The following is a 17,203-nucleotide window of genomic DNA, read 5'->3' on the forward strand; positions in this document are numbered from 1 at the left end:
TGCATTATTGGGGGTACTTGGGTATAATATGCGCCCAAGTAACCGCCCACAATCTGCGTGTTATCTGGTTGGGTGAGCGACCTTGCAACCCGGTAGTCAATTTGTCTTTAGGAATCGCCAAATGTTCAGTTTCCAAGGTGAAAACATTCTTTCTGTCAATCAATTAGACAGAGATTCAATTGAACACATCTTCTCCATTGCCAAAAAAATGGAACCCTATGCTAAAAAGCAAAAACGTACCCAAGTACTTAATGGGGCGATTTTGGCAAATCTATTTTTTGAACCAAGCACGAGAACACGCGTAAGTTTCGGCACCGCATTTAACCTGCTGGGCGGCCTAGTTCGTGAAACCACAGGTATGCAAAGCTCAGCACTGGCAAAAGGCGAATCTTTGTATGATACCGCCCGTGTGATTTCAGCTTATGCTGACGCCGTGGCAATGCGCCACCCAGACGCAGGCTCAGTAGCCGAGTTTGCAACTGGTTCCGACGTTCCTGTCATCAACGGTGGCGATGGCCCTAATGAGCACCCGACTCAAGCACTGCTGGACTTACTGACGATTGACCGAGAGCTTAGCCGCTTTGGTACCGGAATTGACGGCATGCACATCGCCCTAGTCGGTGATTTAAAATACGGCCGCACCGTGCATTCTTTATCAAAGTTATTGAGTCACTACAAAGATATCCGCTTTACAATGGTTGCACCGGATGGCTTACAAATGCCTCAGTCTATTTTAGATGTCGTAGACAATGCCGGTCACCGTATTGAAGTCGTGTCTAAGATGGAAGGCAATTTAGCTGCCGATATCGTTTACCAGACTCGTATTCAAGAAGAGCGTTTCCCTTCTCAAGAAGAAGCAAACAAATACCGTGGTGGTTTTAGGATCAGCCAAGCGATTTATGACGCTCACTGTAAACCTAGCTCAGTATTAATGCACCCGTTACCTCGCGACAGCCGTAGCGATGCAAACGAGCTAGACAACGACCTAAATAACAACGACAACCTAGCTATCTTCCGCCAAGTTCAAAATGGTGTATTGATCCGTATGGCACTTTTTGCCCTAACGCTAGGTGTTGAAAACCAAGTGGAAAAACACGAGGTAGAAGTACCTTGGTTTAGCCGCAAACGTGAAAGCTAAAAAGGATCGACAATGACAATTAGTCAAGACTTATTCAAACGCGCCCAAGACTCAATCCCTGGAGGCGTTAACTCTCCTGTTCGCGCTTTTAATGGTGTAGGTGGTACGCCACTATTTATTACCAAAGCCGAAGGCGTTCACACCTTTGATGCCGATGGTAAACAGTACATTGATTATGTGGGTTCTTGGGGCCCGATGATCTTAGGTCATAACCATCCTGAGATTAAACAAGCAGTGCTTGAAGCAGTTGAAAATGGCCTATCGTACGGCGCGCCGACGGAAACTGAAATCCTAATGGCGGAAAAAGTAAAAGCGCTAGTACCATCTATTGAAAAAGTACGCATGGTAAGCTCTGGTACAGAAGCGACCATGAGCGCTATTCGCCTTGCTCGTGGTTACACCGGCCGCGATAAGATCTTAAAGTTTGAAGGCTGTTACCACGGTCACGCTGACGCTTTGCTTGTTAAAGCAGGTTCAGGTGCACTTACCATGGGCGTGCCTAACTCACCAGGTATTCCTGCCGATTTTGCTAAGCATACGTTAACGGTTTCATTTAATAACCTTGATGAAGTAAAAGCGATTTTTGAGCAGTACAAAGATCAAATCGCCTGTGTGATCATCGAGCCAGTTGCTGGAAACATGAACTGCATTCCACCAGTAGAAGGCTTTTTAGAAGGCCTACGCGAAGTATGTACTGACAATCAAAGTGTGCTTATCTTTGATGAAGTCATGACGGGTTTCCGTGTTGCACTTGGTGGTGCTCAACAGTACTACAACATCACCCCAGACTTAACCTGTTTAGGTAAAGTGATTGGTGGCGGTATGCCAGTGGGTGCGTTTGGTGGTAAAAAAGAAATCATGGATTACATCGCCCCAGTAGGCCCTGTTTATCAAGCGGGCACGCTATCTGGTAACCCAATTGCCATGGCTGCTGGTTTAAAAGCGCTAGAGCTGCTTTCAAAAGAAGGGCTACACGCAGAGCTTGAAGCTAAAAGTAAAGCCCTGTGTGAAGGCTTTCAAGCTGCTGCTGATGAAGCAGGCATCGCGCTTACGACTAACTACGCGGGTGGTATGTTTGGCTTCTTCTTTACTGACGCTAAAAAAGTAACCAGCTATCAACAAGCAACTGAATGCGACCTAGAGCGCTTCAAAAAGTTCTTCCACTTGATGCTAGATGAAGGCGTTTATTTAGCCCCATCTGCATTCGAAGCGGGTTTCGTGAGCACAATGCATTCTGACGAAGAAATCGCTAACACTATCAATGCTGCAAAGCGTGCATTTGCCAAGTTGTAATCACTGATTGCAACCCACATTAGTTTGTATTTAAAAAGCCCGCTCAGGGCTTTTTTTGTTTTTTCAGCTACGCTTTGAATAAGCTTTTCAAAAGCTTCGGTCTATTTAACCTAGGCGCACATAATTAATAACACTGTGCAAAGTTAAAACTATCATACAGAGGAAGTGATGGCTGGATTTAATACGCTTATTAATCCTGCAACCCGTTTGATGGCACGGTTGCGATACAAAACAAAAATGGCCGTTGTATTTGGCATTTTATTACTACCACTAAGCCTCAGCTTGTTTTTTCTAAACAGTGTACTTAACCATTCTATTTCAGTCAGTGAGATGCAGAGGCAAGGGCTCACGCTTTACCCTAGTATGTTGGAAAACATTTTAGCGGGTAAAGCTTCCGATAATTCAATTTTATTGCAACGCGCTAAATTACCTAAAGTGAGCGCCGCTGGCGCAAGCGCCCTTGAGCAGCTCTCTATTGCCTCTCAACTTGCCGTTGATGATGATCTTGGACGCAGTTACCTGAATCGCACGCTTGTTGAATCTGCGCCAAGACTTATATCGCAAATCAATCAAATTGAAGCGCAGGCACGCGATATCATCAGTAGAGGCAGTTTTACTCCAGATAGTTTTATTGCACTGTCCAATTTAAACAAAGGATTACCTGGCGTCACGACACAATTTTCAGGCAAACTTAACATTGCTATCAATGATAACCAGCAACTCAAAAAGCAGCTTAGTCAGCCCTTAGCTGAGCTTGAGTCTAGCCTCTCTGATTACCAGCAAGCGGTGAAAACAGGCTTGTTAGATCCTGATGAACTGGCACTCTCACAAGCGCAATTTAACCGTTACTACCAAAGCGCAAGTGATGCTATCAAGCAGTTTGTTAATGTTGCAACACCCTCGCTTGCCGCGCTTGTCGCTGAAAAACAAAACCAGCAACGGTGGATAAGAAACACTGTTGCCTTGGCTTCACTACTCGCACTGATCATCGCTATTTATCTTATGGTTGGCTTTTACTCCTCGGTCATGGGCACCATCACGACTTTCTCACATGCAGCGCAGAGCGCTTCCCGAGGGGATTTAAGCATCAAAGCGCAGACAACTGGTTCCGACGAGCTTAGCCAAATTATTGAACAATTTAATGCGGTACTACGTGCCTTTATCTCTTTGCTTGGCAACGTTCGATTAAGTAGTGACGAGCTACAGCATGCAACAAGAACACTCAATAAAATAAGCCAAGATACTGAGAAGGACGTTGCCCAGCAGGAGAATAAAATCCAGTCTATCCACCATTCTCTCGAGAATATGGCACAGTCCGCTCACTCGGTTGAGGATGCCGCATTTAGCGCAACAGAGCTGGCCTCCGTAGCAGCCAAACAAGTAAAGCAAAGTAGCGTCAATACCACAGCCCTTGCAGAGCAAATGACCGAACTACAAGCTGAGTTTCAACAAAGTCGTGCAGCCTTAGATAAGCTAGCGGAAGACACGCAAAACATTAGTCAGGTGAGCTCCGCGATTAGAGAGATTGCCGAGCAAACCAATTTACTCGCGCTCAATGCCGCAATTGAGGCTGCTCGTGCAGGTGAACAAGGCCGAGGATTTGCGGTGGTAGCGGATGAGGTTAGAACGCTTGCGCAAAGAACGCAGCAACAAACGGAAGAAATACACAATATTATTCAATCTTTACAAGCTGCATCCAGAGACACGCAAGACAAAATGCGCAGCAGTGAAGACAATATGGCACAAAGTGTTATCGCCGCGAATGATACCAATGAAGTCCTACAGCACGCAGAGCAAAGCATGCGAGACATAGATGAACAAGGGAAACTGATCAGTCAGTTAGTGCAACAACAAACCCAAGCGACCGAACACGCATTGAATGAATCATCTGAGATCAGTAACTTAGCACAGCATACTCTGGGTTCCGCAAGAGCGACCCAAAGTGATGCACAAAAACTTGGCAAGCTCTCACAAACTTTAAATAAAGAAATCGATAAATTTAAAGCTTAGAGACTGGCTAGGGTCAACAAACCCTAGCAGCCAGTAGTTTGCTCAACACCCAGGTCTTGGTTCGAACATGCTTTCTCTAATAGGTAGCTGCAATACAGGACCACAACTCGGAGGCGACTGCTTACCCGTTTTTGGATTGATAAACGCCCAGCGAATGGACTTTGGACGCTCATCAACAATCGCTTGTGGGTTCAGTGGTTTTAGGTAACGAATATAGAGCTCAAGCGCACCTTGGCTGCCCGTTAACCCCGTTGGCTTGTTATCATCACGACCAATCCAAGCAACGGTGACCGTATTTTGGTCAAAACCGGCAAACCAGCTGTCTCTTAAATCATTACTCGTCCCCGTTTTCCCTGCAAGTTGAATAGAGGGGAAATGAAGATTGAGGCGTTTTGCCGTGCCTTTTTTAGTTACGCGCTTCATGCCATATTTCGTCATGTATACTGCATCGCTGTCTAGCGTTTGGCTTTTTTGTACAGGATGTTCGTATACCAGCTTACCCAGTGAATCGGTGATAGCCATGACGCTGGTCAACTCGCTCTGCTTACCATCTGCAGCAAGTGTGGTGTAGGCCTCTGCAACATCAAAACTGGATAGCTCTAACGCGCCCAACAATAAAGAAGGATAAAGTGGAATCGACTTAGAGACACCAAGCTCATTCAAAGTTTGTGCGACTCGATTAACACCCACATCCAGACCAAGGTTTACCGCTGGAATATTGATGCTATTGCTGAACGCTTCAAACATTGGCACTTGGCCTCTGAATTTATGATCAAAGTTCTCTGGAGACCAAACCTTACCTGAACCGTCGGTCACTTCAAGGGGACTGTCATCAAGTAGCATGCCCAAATGGTAGTTTGGATTCGACAAGGCACTCAAGTAAATAGCAGGCTTGACCAGTGAACCTATATTGCGCTCGGTGTCTAACACTCGATTAAAACCTGAAAACTTCAACTGACGACCAGCAACTAACGCCGATACACCCGCTTTTTCAACATTAACTGACAGCATTGCAGTTTCTAAATCTTCCGTTTTAAAGCGGCGCTCTAAGTAAGGCAAGCCCTTTTTAACGGCATCTTCCATCGCCGTTTGCTTTTGTAAATCGAGATAGGTAAAAATCCGAATTCCAGAGTCGACAATGTCATCATCAGGCACCAGTTTCTTTAACTCGCGATTCACCAACTCCAAATATCCAGGATAAGACTGCATACGGCTCGCTTTTAAAGGCTGTACGTCAATCGGCCTTGCCAGCGCTGCGCGGTACTCAGGCGTTGTGATAAGGTCGTTTTCCACCATTAGCCTTAAGACTAAATCACGTCTTTCCATTACCCGCTCAGGGTAGCGTCTTGGGTTATAAAAAGACGGCCCTTTCACCATCGCGACTAACATAGCGACTTGGTCAAACTCAAGCTCGTCCACCGGCTTACCAAAATAAAAATCGGCCGCAAGCCCCATACCATGAACGCCTTGATTATAGGCTTGCCCCAAAAACACTTCGTTCAAATAGGCTTCGAGGATTTCATCTTTGCTGTAACGGAAATCTAAAATCAATGCGATGAACGCTTCATTCACCTTGCGGATTAAGGTGCGATCTCTGGTGAGATAAAAGTTCTTTGCGAGCTGTTGCGTAAGCGTACTGCCACCTTGCACGGTTCGCCCTGCTTTGATGTTGGCATACAGCGCACGTAAAATAGACAGCGCAGAAACACCATGATGTTGGTAAAAGTCTCTATCTTCTACCACCAGCAGCGTTTCTTTTAAAATATTAGGAAATTTATCGAACGGAACAAACTCTCTGTCTTGCCGAGATTCATTGCCGATCCGAGCAATCTGCACTGGTTCTAAGCGAGCGTCAGCTAAGCGTCGACCTTGATTATCAACAATATTGGCAAGCTTCTTACCAGCAAAATTAAGCGTAAAAATACGCGCGGTTTCTGGGCCATCGTAGAATTCGAACGCGCGACGATGGATGGTGATTGTGCGACCTTGAACGGTATATTGACCGGTACGGCTGATACGATTTACACGGGAATAATTAAGCCGCTTCAACTCCCACAGCACTTCATCCTCATTAAGGAACTGATCAGGAAAAAACTGCATCGATCTGGCATAAACCTGCACGGGAAGTTCCCATTTATTGCCTTCAAACTGGCGGCTTATTTTGGCGTCTAAGTAGATGATATAGATTGCTACAAGGAATATCGCCGCAATAGTCCCCTTCCAAAAGAAAGACCACAACGTGCTCAGTACACGGCTTTTAATTCTTTGCATCTTAGAACCGTTTTGCTGGGTATTGTTTTTACGCGAAGTGTTCGCTTTGACGTTTGAATTTTTGGCAGGTGTTCTTTTCTTTTTATCCGTCATGACCCAAGTAAAACTAAAAAATGAATCGCAAGATGGTAGGGTAACCTAAATTAACAACTGCTGAAAGTAGAATAATATTTATAAAGAAAAGTGAGCCCTGCTGGACTCACTTTGTTTAGACAACGAGAACTTTACAATATTGACCGAGAGCCAAATTGGTATTACTGTCCGCGAACTGTCACGAACTCGGGATAGGCATCTACGCCACAATCATGTTGATCCATACCACTTAGCTCTTCTTCTTCACCAACGCGGATCCCCATGCTCGCTTTCAATACACTCCAAACAATATAGGAAGCAATGAAAACAAAACCTAAAATAGTGATAAGTCCCACAGCCTGACCTTGGAAAGTAGCGTCTGAGTTTGAAAATGGCACCATCATCACACCCAGCGCACCGCAGATACCGTGAACAGAGATAGCACCGACAGGATCATCAATTTTTGCTTTATCTAGCGCAACGATACTAAACACCACCAATGCACCGCCTATGGCACCGAGGATAAGCGCTAATATAGGTGTTGGAGAAGCAGGTTCTGCGGTAATGGTCACTAGACCTGCTAGTGCACCATTAAGCACCATAGTTAAATCCGCCTTGCCCCACATTAATTTACACACCAACAGTGCAGCAACCGCACCTGCAGCCGCCGCCGCATTGGTATTTAGCATGATTTGGCTGACCGCGATGGCATTTTCTTTGTCGGCAAGGAACAGTTGAGAGCCACCGTTAAAGCCAAACCACCCCATCCACAAAATAAAGGTGCCTAGTGTAGCTAGTGGCATGTTGGAACCAGGAATTGGGTAAATCTCACCATTTTTGCCATATTTTCCTTTGCGCGCACCTAGTAACAGAACACCCGCTAGTGCCGCAGCAGCACCGGCACCATGCACAATGGCAGAACCGGCAAAGTCAACAAAGCCAAGCTCAGATAAGAAACCACCGCCCCACGTCCAATAGCCTTCTAACGGGTAGATAAAACCAGTTAACACCACACAAAATGCTAAAAACGCCCACAATTTCATACGCTCAGCAACAGCGCCCGAGACAATTGACATGGCCGTTGCAACAAATACCACTTGGAAGAAAAAGTCGGATTGCAGTGCATGGTCGGCATCCTTAGCAGCACTGCCAATGAGCGCGCCAAGACTTGGTAAAACCCCACCTTCGGCATTATTCACATACATGATGTTGTAACCAATAAGCAGATACATAGTACAAGCAATAGCGTACAGTGCGACGTTCTTGGTAAGGATTTCAGTGGTATTTTTTGAGCGTACTAATCCCGCTTCAAGCATAGCGAAACCGGCAGCCATCCACATAACTAAGACGCCAGAGATCAAAAAGTAAAAGGTATTTAATGAAAATTTTAGTTCTATTATTGTATTTTCCATTGCTCGGCTCCCCTTAAATGGCTTCTTCATCAAGTTCGCCGGTACGGATCCGAACAACTTGGTCTAAGTCGTAAACAAAGATTTTTCCATCACCAATTTTTCCAGTGAACGCAGCCTTTGTAACCGTTTCCACAACGCGCTCGGCGTTTTCGCTTAACGTTGCAATTTCTATTTTTATTTTTGGAATGAAATCGACTTGATATTCTGCACCGCGATACAGTTCGGTGTGACCGCGCTGACGTCCAAACCCTTTAACGTCAACGACCGTCATGCCTTCAATCCCCAGATCGGCTAACGCTTCACGCACCTCATCCAGTTTAAATGGTTTTATTATTGCACTTATCATTTTCATGCTGAGTCCCCTTAGGACAGTTGATCCTGTTGTATGCAGTAATCCAACCTTTATGCCAAATTTTTTATTCCTTAATTAACAATGAATTAAAGTGGGAGGTGGAATTTAACGCATAAAAAATGCACCATCTAGGTGCATTGATATTAAGTCTGAACTGAGTTGGTGCATAAACACCCAAATAACGAAAAGCTAATGCGCGATAACGCAATTTCGTTGTTTGTCCTTCGCTTTGTAGAGCGCTTTATCAGCCTTGCGCATTACTTCGCTTAGACTCTTTGATTGGCAAGCCGCGAGGCCAATACTGATGGTGCAATAATGCTTACCCTCAGGAATTTTAAATGCTTGCTGTGCAAGGCGCTCTCTAAAGTCTTCTAGCATGTGCTTTGCCATCTTCATATCTGAGCTTGGAATAAGCAAAGCAAACTCTTCCCCACCAATACGTGCGACAATGTAGTGACCAAATGCACTACGCAGTAAATCAGCAACTTGTTTAAGTACATCATCACCGCTTTCATGACCATATTGGTCGTTAATAGATTTAAAATGATCGAGGTCTAACAATGCCAATATATGCTGGCTCGGTTTGTTTTTGATTAAACGCTCTGCCTGCTGACAGAAATAACGGCGATTATAAAGTCCTGTTAAATAGTCTCGATGCGCATATTCTTTGATTTCTGCAATCAAATTGAGCTGCTCCATCGTCTGCATGATGCGGCAATGAAACTCTTCACTCATAAAAGGTTTTGCCAAAAAGTCATTGGCGCCGTATTTGATAAACTTAGCTGACAAACCATGACTTCCCGCGCCAGATAGACCTATAATCGCCAACTCATCTCGTCCGCGACTATTACGAACGGATTTCACCAACTCAAAGCCATCCATCGTCGGCATCGCAAAGTCTGTCAGCAGTAGCTTAATTTCATGGTCAGATAGCAACATCTCCAATGCCTGTTCGCCATCTTGCGCCTCAAGCACTGTAAATAATTGCTTTTCAAGCATCTGCTTCATTACTGCTCGACTGATCACAGAATCATCGGCGATCAGCGCCTTGCAACCTTGGTTTCTCAACAGTCTAGATGCTAACTTGACCGCGTATAGGTATGAATCACGGTTGTCTTTAATTACATAATCCACCACGCCCATTTCAAGCATTTGCTGGCGACTATATTCATCTATTTTTGAGGTCAGCACCACAGTGGGAATTTTGTGGCTAAGCGTGAGCTGCACGACCTCTGCGTCCATCGCATCGGGCAGCGTTAAATCTACCAGCGCCAATGTATATTGGTGCTGTGCTAAGAAGTCCTTACTTTCCTTGAGGGACCAAGCAAAATCGATTTCGACATCTAGATGCTGAGCAGCAAGGTGTCGCAATACCTGTTGTACGACTTTACTGTCTTCAACAATTAAAATTCTTTGCATGGATTGAGATCTCTTAAGTACAACGAGAAGCGCAGTGAAACAAGAATTTAACGGGGCTAAATACTTTATTACTACATAATAAAGTACTAAATATACGCGAATCTTGCACTAAAAAAAACCAAATCGGCTCAAATTCGTTACTTTTCGATAAACGAGGTTACAACAGCCTATTTTTCAAACCTGCCGTTTTTTTTGTTGAGTTTGTCTCAATGGCTTTGAATTTCAGATGAAATACTTCTTTAATGCAGACATACCGACTGCAATACCGAGGAAGCAATGAAAAAACTACTACCACTATTGCTCGTGAGTTGTGCCCTACTCTCAGCGCCAAGCATAGCTGAAGAGCACAACCGCGCAATTGAGATAGATCATAAAATAACAACTGAGCATAGAGCCGAAATAAAAGGTGAACGTATTAACTACACCGCGACAACAGGCACACAGCCGGTGTGGAATGAAAACGGCGACGCAGTTGCAACGTTGCATTACACCTACTACAAGCGCACAAAAATCAAAGATATGAGCAAACGTCCGCTGTTGATCTCATTTAACGGTGGTCCGGGCTCTGCTTCCGTGTGGATGCACATTGCCTATACTGGCCCAAGAGTATTAAAAATTGATGACGAAGGATATCCACTGCAACCTTACGGCTTGAAAGATAACCCATATTCAGTACTAGATGTTGCCGATATTGTTTATGTAAACCCAGTCAACACAGGTTATTCTCGCGTACTCAAAAATGCTGAAGGTAAATATCCTAGTAAAGCCGAACAAACAAAGATGTTTTTTGGCGTCAACGCGGACGTGAAGTACTTAGCCGAATGGCTCAATACATTTATTCATCGCAATGAGCGTATGCTTTCCCCTAAGTACCTGATTGGTGAGAGCTACGGCACGACTCGAGTGTCAGGTCTTGCACACGCGATGCAAAACAACCAGTGGCTTTACCTCAATGGCGTAGTGTTGGTATCTCCTACAGAAATCGGCATTAAACGAGAAGGTCCGGTTGAAGTGGCAAACCGTTTACCATATTACGCTGCTGCCGCTTGGTACCACAAGGCGCTGTCTTCTGAATTGCAAAATAAAGATTTACTCGAAGTACTTGCAGAGGTTGAACAATATACGGTTGATCAATATCTTCCCGCACTCGCCAAAGGCGCATTTATCAGTGCCCAAGAAAAGCAAAGTGTGACACAGGCCGTTGCTAAATATAGTGGCTTAAGCGAGCGCTTTGTAGCTCAAAACAACCTAGATATTCCTACTGCGGCATTTTGGAAAGAACTGTTGCGTGAGCGTGGCTATACCCTAGGTCGATTGGACTCACGCTACCTTGGTATTGATAAAAGAGACGCTGGTTCTCGCCCTGATTATTGGCCTGAGCTGACCTCTTGGTTGCACTCATTTACGCCAGCGATCAATCATTACTTCGCAACGGAGCTCAACTATAAAACCGATGTAAAATATAATATGTTTGGTTCAGTTTACCCTTGGGATAACAGCGATAATAATGTCGGTGAGCAATTACGATTAGCAATGGCACAAAACCCTTACCTAAACGTGATGATCCAATCTGGCTATTACGATGGCGCAACGAATTACTTTGATGCCAAATACAATATGTGGCAACTCGATCCGAGCGGAAAAATGCGTGATCGCTTAAGCTTTAAAGGTTACCGCTCCGGGCACATGATGTACCTGCGTCATGAAGATTTACAAAAGTCGAACGAAGATCTCCGCGAGTTTATCTTAAAAACAACACCCAAAGCGGATCAGTCAGCGCTTTACTAAATTCCCAACCCATTGTGGCCGCGCAAGCGGTCACTTATCTTAATGCTCACCAGATTGTAAAAATTTCCTTTTATCCTTCTACAGTTACCTATAATCTAGATATACTCAATACTATCTCTCTACAACTTAGGCACGCACCATGAACGAGCAGTTTAAAGTCGTCTTCGTTGGCATGGCCGACGGTAAGGATCAACAAAGCGCCGCTATCGCAATTGCAGACAGGTTGAAAACCTCACCTTCAAAGATCCAGCAATTTTACGCTGGCAAAAACTTGTTTGCTCCTGCAGATAAAGCCAAAGCGCTAAAACAGGTAAAATTACTTGCAAGCGCGGGGATCAATGCCAAGCTACAAAGCCAAGCAGCCGCTACCTCAAGTAACGCAGATCAAGAGCGCGTATTTGAAGCACTGGATTACATCACCAGCAGTCTAATACGTATCGAAGAGCGATTAGAGGAACTCGAGCAACGCGTGGCACCAACTCCCCATACTAAAATAGAAGATACAACAGACGAAGAGTGGGAAACGAAGGAGCTATTTGATGAGCTAGACTTTGAGCCTAGCCCTCCGGCTAAATCTAAGACTTGGCTATATTACCTGCTCGCTGTATTAATTATTTTATTTATTCTACTTGGTGTAAGTTTGTTTTTCCCTGAGTGGCTCGCGTTAGAATGAGTAAAACTAATAACAACATAAATAAATCTCAAGTTACTCGTGCTGATTTGAGAAAAATGATTAGAAACGCAAGAAACTCGCTATCAGCAGAGCAACAGAAGGCAGCCGCGGCACACCTTAACATTAATTTTTTTCAACAAATAAAACTTCCTAAAAATGCCAATATTGGGGTCTATATTCAAAACGATGGAGAACTAGATACATCCCTTTTAATTCAATCGCTTTGGGATAAAAAACACCAAGTTTTTCTACCCATAATCCACCCCTTTAATCACGCTAATTTGCTCTTCCAGAAGTATGAAAAAAACTCACCCATGAAGGCAAATCGCTATGCTATCTTGGAACCTAAGTTAGATTGTTCAGCAGTGGCACCGCTTGCATCATTGGATTTCCTTTTGATGCCTCTGGTTGCTTTTGATGAGCAAGGTAATCGCCTCGGTATGGGCGGTGGGTACTACGATAGAACATTAGCGTTACACTACGCTGAGCAGCGAGCTAAACCAGCACTTGTTGGTCTTGCTCATGATTGCCAGCAAGTTCCAAGCTTACCAACAGCAGCTTGGGATGTACCGCTCCCAACTATCCTCACTCCAACCCAACTATACACTTGGCCAAAAAATAATTTAGCAGGCAAATAGTTAAGCGCATTTTGAGGCACTTTTGACCATGACGCTGACACTTTGATTGAGTTATACTCCATACAACTTCAATGACAACTAAGTGTAGCGTTATGACTCAAGATGAAATGAAAAAAGCCGCGGCATGGGCAGCTTTGAACTATGTAGAAGAAAACACCATTGTTGGGGTTGGTACAGGCTCAACGGTAAACCACTTTATTGATGCGCTTGGCAGTATCAAGGATCAAATCAAAGGGGCAGTATCAAGCTCTGAAGCTTCAACAGAGAAGCTAAAAGCACTTGGTATTGAAGTTTTCGAGCTAAACGATGTGTCAGAGCTTGCGGTATATGTTGATGGCGCAGATGAAATCAACAGCACCAACGAAATGATAAAAGGTGGTGGCGCAGCACTGACGCGCGAGAAAATCGTTGCAGCTGTTGCCAAGAAATTTGTTTGTATCGTTGATAATACAAAGCATGTTGAGACGCTAGGCGCATTTCCACTGCCTGTTGAAGTGATCCCAATGGCGCGTAGTTACGTGGCAAGAGAGTTACTAAAATTAGGTGGCGATCCAGTTTACCGCCAAGGCGTTATCACTGATAACGGCAATGTCATTCTTGATGTGCATGGCCTAGAAATTAGCGCAGCAAAAGCGCTTGAAGAAAAAATTAACCAGATTGTTGGCGTCGTGACTAATGGCTTATTTGCCGCGCGTGGCGCTGACGTTGTAATAACAGGCACTCCAGAAGGGCCTAAAATCAACTAGTGAGATTACAGATGAGCAAGGTTTCGTTATCAAAGGATAAAATTCGAATTTTGTTGTTAGAAGGCGTGCATCAAAGCGCTGTTGAGACGCTAAAGCGCAACGGTTATAGCAACATAGACTACGTTAAAACATCCTTACCGGAGCCTGAGCTGATCGAGCGGATCAAAGATGCTCACTTTGTCGGGATCCGCTCACGTACCCACCTTACAGAAGCAGTTTTAGAACAGGCTGAAAAGCTGGTCGCGATTGGCTGTTTCTGCATCGGCACCAACCAAGTGGATTTGGATGCTGCTAAAAAACGCGGTATCGCCGTATTCAACGCACCATTTTCTAACACCCGCTCTGTGGCTGAACTCGTCTTAGGTGAAATTCTCTTGTTATTGCGCCGTGTTCCTGAGCGTAACGCAAAGGCGCATCGCGGTGAGTGGGATAAATCTGCCGATGGTTCATACGAAGCCCGTGGTAAAACGCTGGGTATTATTGGTTATGGTCACATTGGCACCCAGCTTGGCATTATGGCTGAGAATATCGGGATGAACGTCGAGTTTTATGACATCGAAGATAAGCTCACGCTCGGCAACGCAACGCAGTTACACACGCTAACGCAACTGCTACAAAGAGCGGACGTGGTCAGTTTGCATGTACCAGAGACATCACAGACCAAAAACCTTATCGGCATGGCTGAAATTGAAGTGATGAAACAAGGCGCAATCCTAATTAACGCATCACGTGGAACGGTTGTTGATATCGACGCCTTAGCTGAAGCTTTAGCGGCCAAGAAACTTTCTGGCGCTGCTATCGATGTATTCCCCGTTGAACCAAAATCTAATCATGAAGAATTTGTCTCACCACTACGCGAGTTTGACAATGTACTGCTAACCCCACACGTTGGTGGTTCTACCCAAGAAGCACAAGAAAACATTGGTGTGGAAGTCGCGGGTAAGTTGGCAAAATATTCAGATAATGGTTCAACAGTCACGGCAGTTAACTTCCCAGAAGTTTCTCTACCTGAATTATCAAACCGAAGTCGTTTATTACACGTACACGTAAACCGCCCAGGCGTACTAACGCAAATCAATCAAGCGTTCGCTCAGCACGGTATCAATATTGCGGCGCAATACCTACAAACGGATGAATCTATTGGTTACGTAGTTATCGACGTCGATAGCGACCACTCTGAAGTAGCACTGAAAGAGTTAAGTGCAGTTGAAGGAACTATTAGAGCACGTATTCTTCACTAATACCAATTGAATTAATTCTCTAATCAATTTGAAGGGTGAAATAGCATATTAGCTTCGTTAAAAATTTCTCATTTAGAACAAATAAATAGCAAAATTTTTGCCTTGCTACTAAAGCTATTTCCCCGCTTCAAGATAGATCATTTACTTAATACAACTGGTATAAGAAGAATCAAGCATAAAAAACCAGTCGCTGTGAAGTGACTGGTTTTTTTTGTATCAATTTGGCTTACGCCATGAAATCAACACCTTCTTTGATGTCTTTTTCAAGTGTCGCTAGCATGTCGTCTTTTGCTTTTTGCTCAAACGCGCTTAGCTCACCGTAAGGAAGTAACTTCTCTACACCGTTTTTACCAAGGATAACCGGCTGTGCAAAGAATGTTGCATCGCCTGTGTTACCTTCAACGTATGCGTACTCAAGTACTTCTTCACCTTGTAGACCTTTCACTAGTGAGAAGCAGAAACGTGCTGCTGCTGCACCCATTGAAAGTGTAGCTGAACCGCCACCCGCTTTAGCTTCAACCACTTCAGTACCCGCGTTTTGGATACGAGTCGTTAGTGCAGCAACTTCTTCGTCAGTGAACTCAACACCTTCAACTTGAGAAAGCAGAGGTAGAATTGTAGTACCTGAGTGACCACCAATTACTGGGATCTTAACTTCAGCAACGTCTAGACCTTTAAGCTCTGCGATGAAAGTTTCAGCGCGGATAACGTCAAGCGTTGTTACACCGAATACGCGAGCTGGATCATAAGTACCTGCTTTTTTGAACACTTCAGCAACGATTGGTACCGTGCCATTTACTGGGTTTGTGATGATACCAACAAGTGCTTTAGGGCAGCTTCTAACGATACCTTCAGCAAGTGTCTTGATGATACCTGCGTTAACGTTGAATAGGTCAGCACGGTCCATACCAGGCTTACGAGGCATACCAGCAGGGATAAGCACTACGTCAGCACCAGCAAGAGCTGGGTCTAGGTCGTCTTTACCATAACCCGCTACTTTTACCGCAGTTGGGATGTGAGATAAGTCAACTGCAACACCAGGTACAACAGGTGCAACGTCATAAAGCGCTAACTCAGAGCCAGCTGGAAGACCATTTTTAAGCAATAAAGATAGAGCTTGACCGATACCGCCAGCGGCACCTAATACAGCAACTTTCATTTGAATTCTCCATAATTTGAAGGTGGAATTGAGTGTGCAGTAAAGATAATGAAAAGCGCTGTTAAACACAAATTAATCACGGTTATTTTCGAGATTTTTTGACTAATGTCTTAAATAAAAGTGTAAAGATCGCGACACTTTGTACACTTATGCTTTACGACTGCCATTTTGGTCGCGCAAATTTGGGAATCTCGGCGGTTTTGTGTAGAATTTAAAGATTAGCCGTAAAAGAAGACAGACTATGCAGCCGCAAGAAAAACAAGAAGCACTGATCAAAGCATTTAAAGCCATTTTAAAAGAAGAAAACTTTGGCTCTCAAGGTGAAATTGTTGATGCTCTAAAACAACAAGGATTTGACAACGTCAGTCAGAGCAAAGTGTCGCGCATGCTGAGCAAGTTTGGTGCTGTGCGTACACGTAATGCCAAACAAGAAATGGTTTACTGCTTACCCGCCGAAATGAGCGTACCAACAGCAAAAAGTCCTTTACGTCAGTTAGTCGTTGATATTATGCACAACGAAATGATGATTATTATTCGAACCAGTCCTGGTGCTGCCCAGTTAATTGCGAGGCTACTTGACTCATTAGGCACCGCAGACGGCGTATTAGGTACGATTGCCGGCGATGACACGATTTTTATTGCCCCTGCCAAAGTATCTGAAATCGACGTTACTTTAGACAAAGTAAAAACCCTGTTCGATAACGTTTAGTCTATTACTCTTATCGGTGCTAACTCACAGGTTAGCACATACTTTGATATTTTAGCTTCCACAAAAACGCTTCCCCCTACTATCACGATAAACAGAATAAATTGCTTATCTTTACAGCAAAAAAACGTTTGACATAATATGTCTAAATGTGGCAACTTTAGAAACACATGTGAGGCTTTCTTACAACGCATGGATGGTTTTTAAGCTGATTGACTAGCTTTTCGGATTTGTTTCCTACAGTGTCTCAGTCTTTCCGGACACGAACGCTATTCGCTTCACTCA

General features: G+C 44.3%; 14 protein-coding genes. 9 read left to right on the top strand and 5 right to left on the bottom strand.

Annotated elements, in window-relative coordinates:
* Window positions 1-121: 121 nt before the first annotated feature.
* The 3 genes from NO992_RS02895 (at window position 122) to NO992_RS02905 (ending at window position 4,441) form a co-directional block, all read left to right on the top strand.
* On the top strand, window positions 122-1,138 hold the full coding sequence (locus tag NO992_RS02895; RefSeq protein WP_010372246.1) for an aspartate carbamoyltransferase: 1,017 nt from the start codon (window positions 122-124) through the stop codon (window positions 1,136-1,138).
* 12 nt (window positions 1,139-1,150) lie between these two features.
* Window positions 1,151-2,431, top strand: coding sequence for a glutamate-1-semialdehyde 2,1-aminomutase (hemL, locus tag NO992_RS02900; protein ID WP_017216405.1), 1,281 nt, complete (start codon window positions 1,151-1,153; stop codon window positions 2,429-2,431).
* A gap of 168 nt (window positions 2,432-2,599) precedes the next feature.
* On the top strand, window positions 2,600-4,441 hold the full coding sequence (locus tag NO992_RS02905; protein ID WP_371374183.1) for a methyl-accepting chemotaxis protein: 1,842 nt from the start codon (window positions 2,600-2,602) through the stop codon (window positions 4,439-4,441).
* Between the two features lie 42 nt (window positions 4,442-4,483).
* Here the strand turns inward: NO992_RS02905 and mrcB are convergent, their stop codons facing one another.
* The 4 genes from mrcB to NO992_RS02925 form a co-directional block, all read right to left on the bottom strand.
* On the bottom strand, window positions 4,484-6,805 hold the full coding sequence (mrcB, locus tag NO992_RS02910; RefSeq protein ID WP_371374186.1) for a penicillin-binding protein 1B: 2,322 nt from the start codon (window positions 6,803-6,805) through the stop codon (window positions 4,484-4,486).
* Window positions 6,806-6,966: 161 nt separating this feature from the next.
* On the bottom strand, window positions 6,967-8,196 hold the full coding sequence (locus NO992_RS02915; RefSeq protein WP_017216408.1) for an ammonium transporter: 1,230 nt from the start codon (window positions 8,194-8,196) through the stop codon (window positions 6,967-6,969).
* A gap of 13 nt (window positions 8,197-8,209) precedes the next feature.
* Complete coding sequence (locus NO992_RS02920) at window positions 8,210-8,548, bottom strand: P-II family nitrogen regulator (protein ID WP_010372259.1); 339 nt, start codon at window positions 8,546-8,548, stop codon at window positions 8,210-8,212.
* Window positions 8,549-8,737: 189 nt separating this feature from the next.
* The gene (locus NO992_RS02925; RefSeq protein WP_010372263.1) at window positions 8,738-9,967 is read right to left on the bottom strand and encodes a diguanylate cyclase domain-containing protein; all 1,230 of its coding nucleotides are present in this window, start codon (window positions 9,965-9,967) and stop codon (window positions 8,738-8,740) included.
* 276 nt (window positions 9,968-10,243) lie between these two features.
* Between NO992_RS02925 and NO992_RS02930 the strand changes: the two genes are divergently transcribed.
* The 5 genes from NO992_RS02930 (at window position 10,244) to serA (ending at window position 15,053) form a co-directional block, all read left to right on the top strand.
* Window positions 10,244-11,755, top strand: a complete 1,512-nt coding sequence (locus tag NO992_RS02930; RefSeq protein ID WP_211858385.1) for a S10 family peptidase — start codon at window positions 10,244-10,246, stop codon at window positions 11,753-11,755.
* Between the two features lie 139 nt (window positions 11,756-11,894).
* The gene (locus NO992_RS02935) at window positions 11,895-12,428 is read left to right on the top strand and encodes a hypothetical protein (protein ID WP_017216410.1); all 534 of its coding nucleotides are present in this window, start codon (window positions 11,895-11,897) and stop codon (window positions 12,426-12,428) included.
* Window positions 12,425-13,066 carry a 5-formyltetrahydrofolate cyclo-ligase gene (locus NO992_RS02940; RefSeq protein ID WP_371374192.1) on the top strand — a complete coding sequence of 214 codons (642 nt, stop codon included), beginning with the start codon at window positions 12,425-12,427 and terminating at the stop codon, window positions 13,064-13,066. Before NO992_RS02935 ends, NO992_RS02940 begins: the two co-directional genes overlap by 4 nt.
* A gap of 92 nt (window positions 13,067-13,158) precedes the next feature.
* Entirely contained in the window at window positions 13,159-13,812 is a 654-nt protein-coding gene (gene rpiA, locus NO992_RS02945; RefSeq protein ID WP_010372275.1) for a ribose-5-phosphate isomerase RpiA, read from the top strand.
* Between the two features lie 11 nt (window positions 13,813-13,823).
* The gene (gene serA, locus NO992_RS02950) at window positions 13,824-15,053 is read left to right on the top strand and encodes a phosphoglycerate dehydrogenase (RefSeq protein ID WP_010372278.1); all 1,230 of its coding nucleotides are present in this window, start codon (window positions 13,824-13,826) and stop codon (window positions 15,051-15,053) included.
* A gap of 226 nt (window positions 15,054-15,279) precedes the next feature.
* Here the strand turns inward: serA and mdh are convergent, their stop codons facing one another.
* Window positions 15,280-16,212, bottom strand: a complete 933-nt coding sequence (gene mdh, locus NO992_RS02955) for a malate dehydrogenase (protein ID WP_010372282.1) — start codon at window positions 16,210-16,212, stop codon at window positions 15,280-15,282.
* A gap of 241 nt (window positions 16,213-16,453) precedes the next feature.
* Between mdh and argR the strand changes: the two genes are divergently transcribed.
* Window positions 16,454-16,921, top strand: a complete 468-nt coding sequence (gene argR / locus NO992_RS02960; RefSeq protein ID WP_010372285.1) for a transcriptional regulator ArgR — start codon at window positions 16,454-16,456, stop codon at window positions 16,919-16,921.
* Window positions 16,922-17,203: the final 282 nt, after the last annotated feature.

The organism is Pseudoalteromonas sp. DY56-GL79 (assembly GCF_041414765.1).
GTDB lineage: Bacteria > Pseudomonadota > Gammaproteobacteria > Enterobacterales > Alteromonadaceae > Pseudoalteromonas > Pseudoalteromonas piscicida.

What these genes read in the sequence shown, in the direction of transcription:
- NO992_RS02895 (WP_010372246.1), top strand. Translation starts at nt 122, where the DNA reads ATGTTCAGTTTCCAAGGTGAAAACATTCTTTCTGTCAATCAATTAGAC.
- hemL (WP_017216405.1), top strand. Translation starts at nt 1,151, where the DNA reads ATGACAATTAGTCAAGACTTATTCAAACGCGCCCAAGACTCAATCCCT.
- NO992_RS02905 (WP_371374183.1), top strand. Translation starts at nt 2,600, where the DNA reads ATGGCTGGATTTAATACGCTTATTAATCCTGCAACCCGTTTGATGGCA.
- mrcB (WP_371374186.1), bottom strand. Translation starts at nt 6,805, where the DNA reads ATGACGGATAAAAAGAAAAGAACACCTGCCAAAAATTCAAACGTCAAA.
- NO992_RS02915 (WP_017216408.1), bottom strand. Translation starts at nt 8,196, where the DNA reads ATGGAAAATACAATAATAGAACTAAAATTTTCATTAAATACCTTTTAC.
- NO992_RS02920 (WP_010372259.1), bottom strand. Translation starts at nt 8,548, where the DNA reads ATGAAAATGATAAGTGCAATAATAAAACCATTTAAACTGGATGAGGTG.
- NO992_RS02925 (WP_010372263.1), bottom strand. Translation starts at nt 9,967, where the DNA reads ATGCAAAGAATTTTAATTGTTGAAGACAGTAAAGTCGTACAACAGGTA.
- NO992_RS02930 (WP_211858385.1), top strand. Translation starts at nt 10,244, where the DNA reads ATGAAAAAACTACTACCACTATTGCTCGTGAGTTGTGCCCTACTCTCA.
- NO992_RS02935 (WP_017216410.1), top strand. Translation starts at nt 11,895, where the DNA reads ATGAACGAGCAGTTTAAAGTCGTCTTCGTTGGCATGGCCGACGGTAAG.
- NO992_RS02940 (WP_371374192.1), top strand. Translation starts at nt 12,425, where the DNA reads ATGAGTAAAACTAATAACAACATAAATAAATCTCAAGTTACTCGTGCT.
- rpiA (WP_010372275.1), top strand. Translation starts at nt 13,159, where the DNA reads ATGACTCAAGATGAAATGAAAAAAGCCGCGGCATGGGCAGCTTTGAAC.
- serA (WP_010372278.1), top strand. Translation starts at nt 13,824, where the DNA reads ATGAGCAAGGTTTCGTTATCAAAGGATAAAATTCGAATTTTGTTGTTA.
- mdh (WP_010372282.1), bottom strand. Translation starts at nt 16,212, where the DNA reads ATGAAAGTTGCTGTATTAGGTGCCGCTGGCGGTATCGGTCAAGCTCTA.
- argR (WP_010372285.1), top strand. Translation starts at nt 16,454, where the DNA reads ATGCAGCCGCAAGAAAAACAAGAAGCACTGATCAAAGCATTTAAAGCC.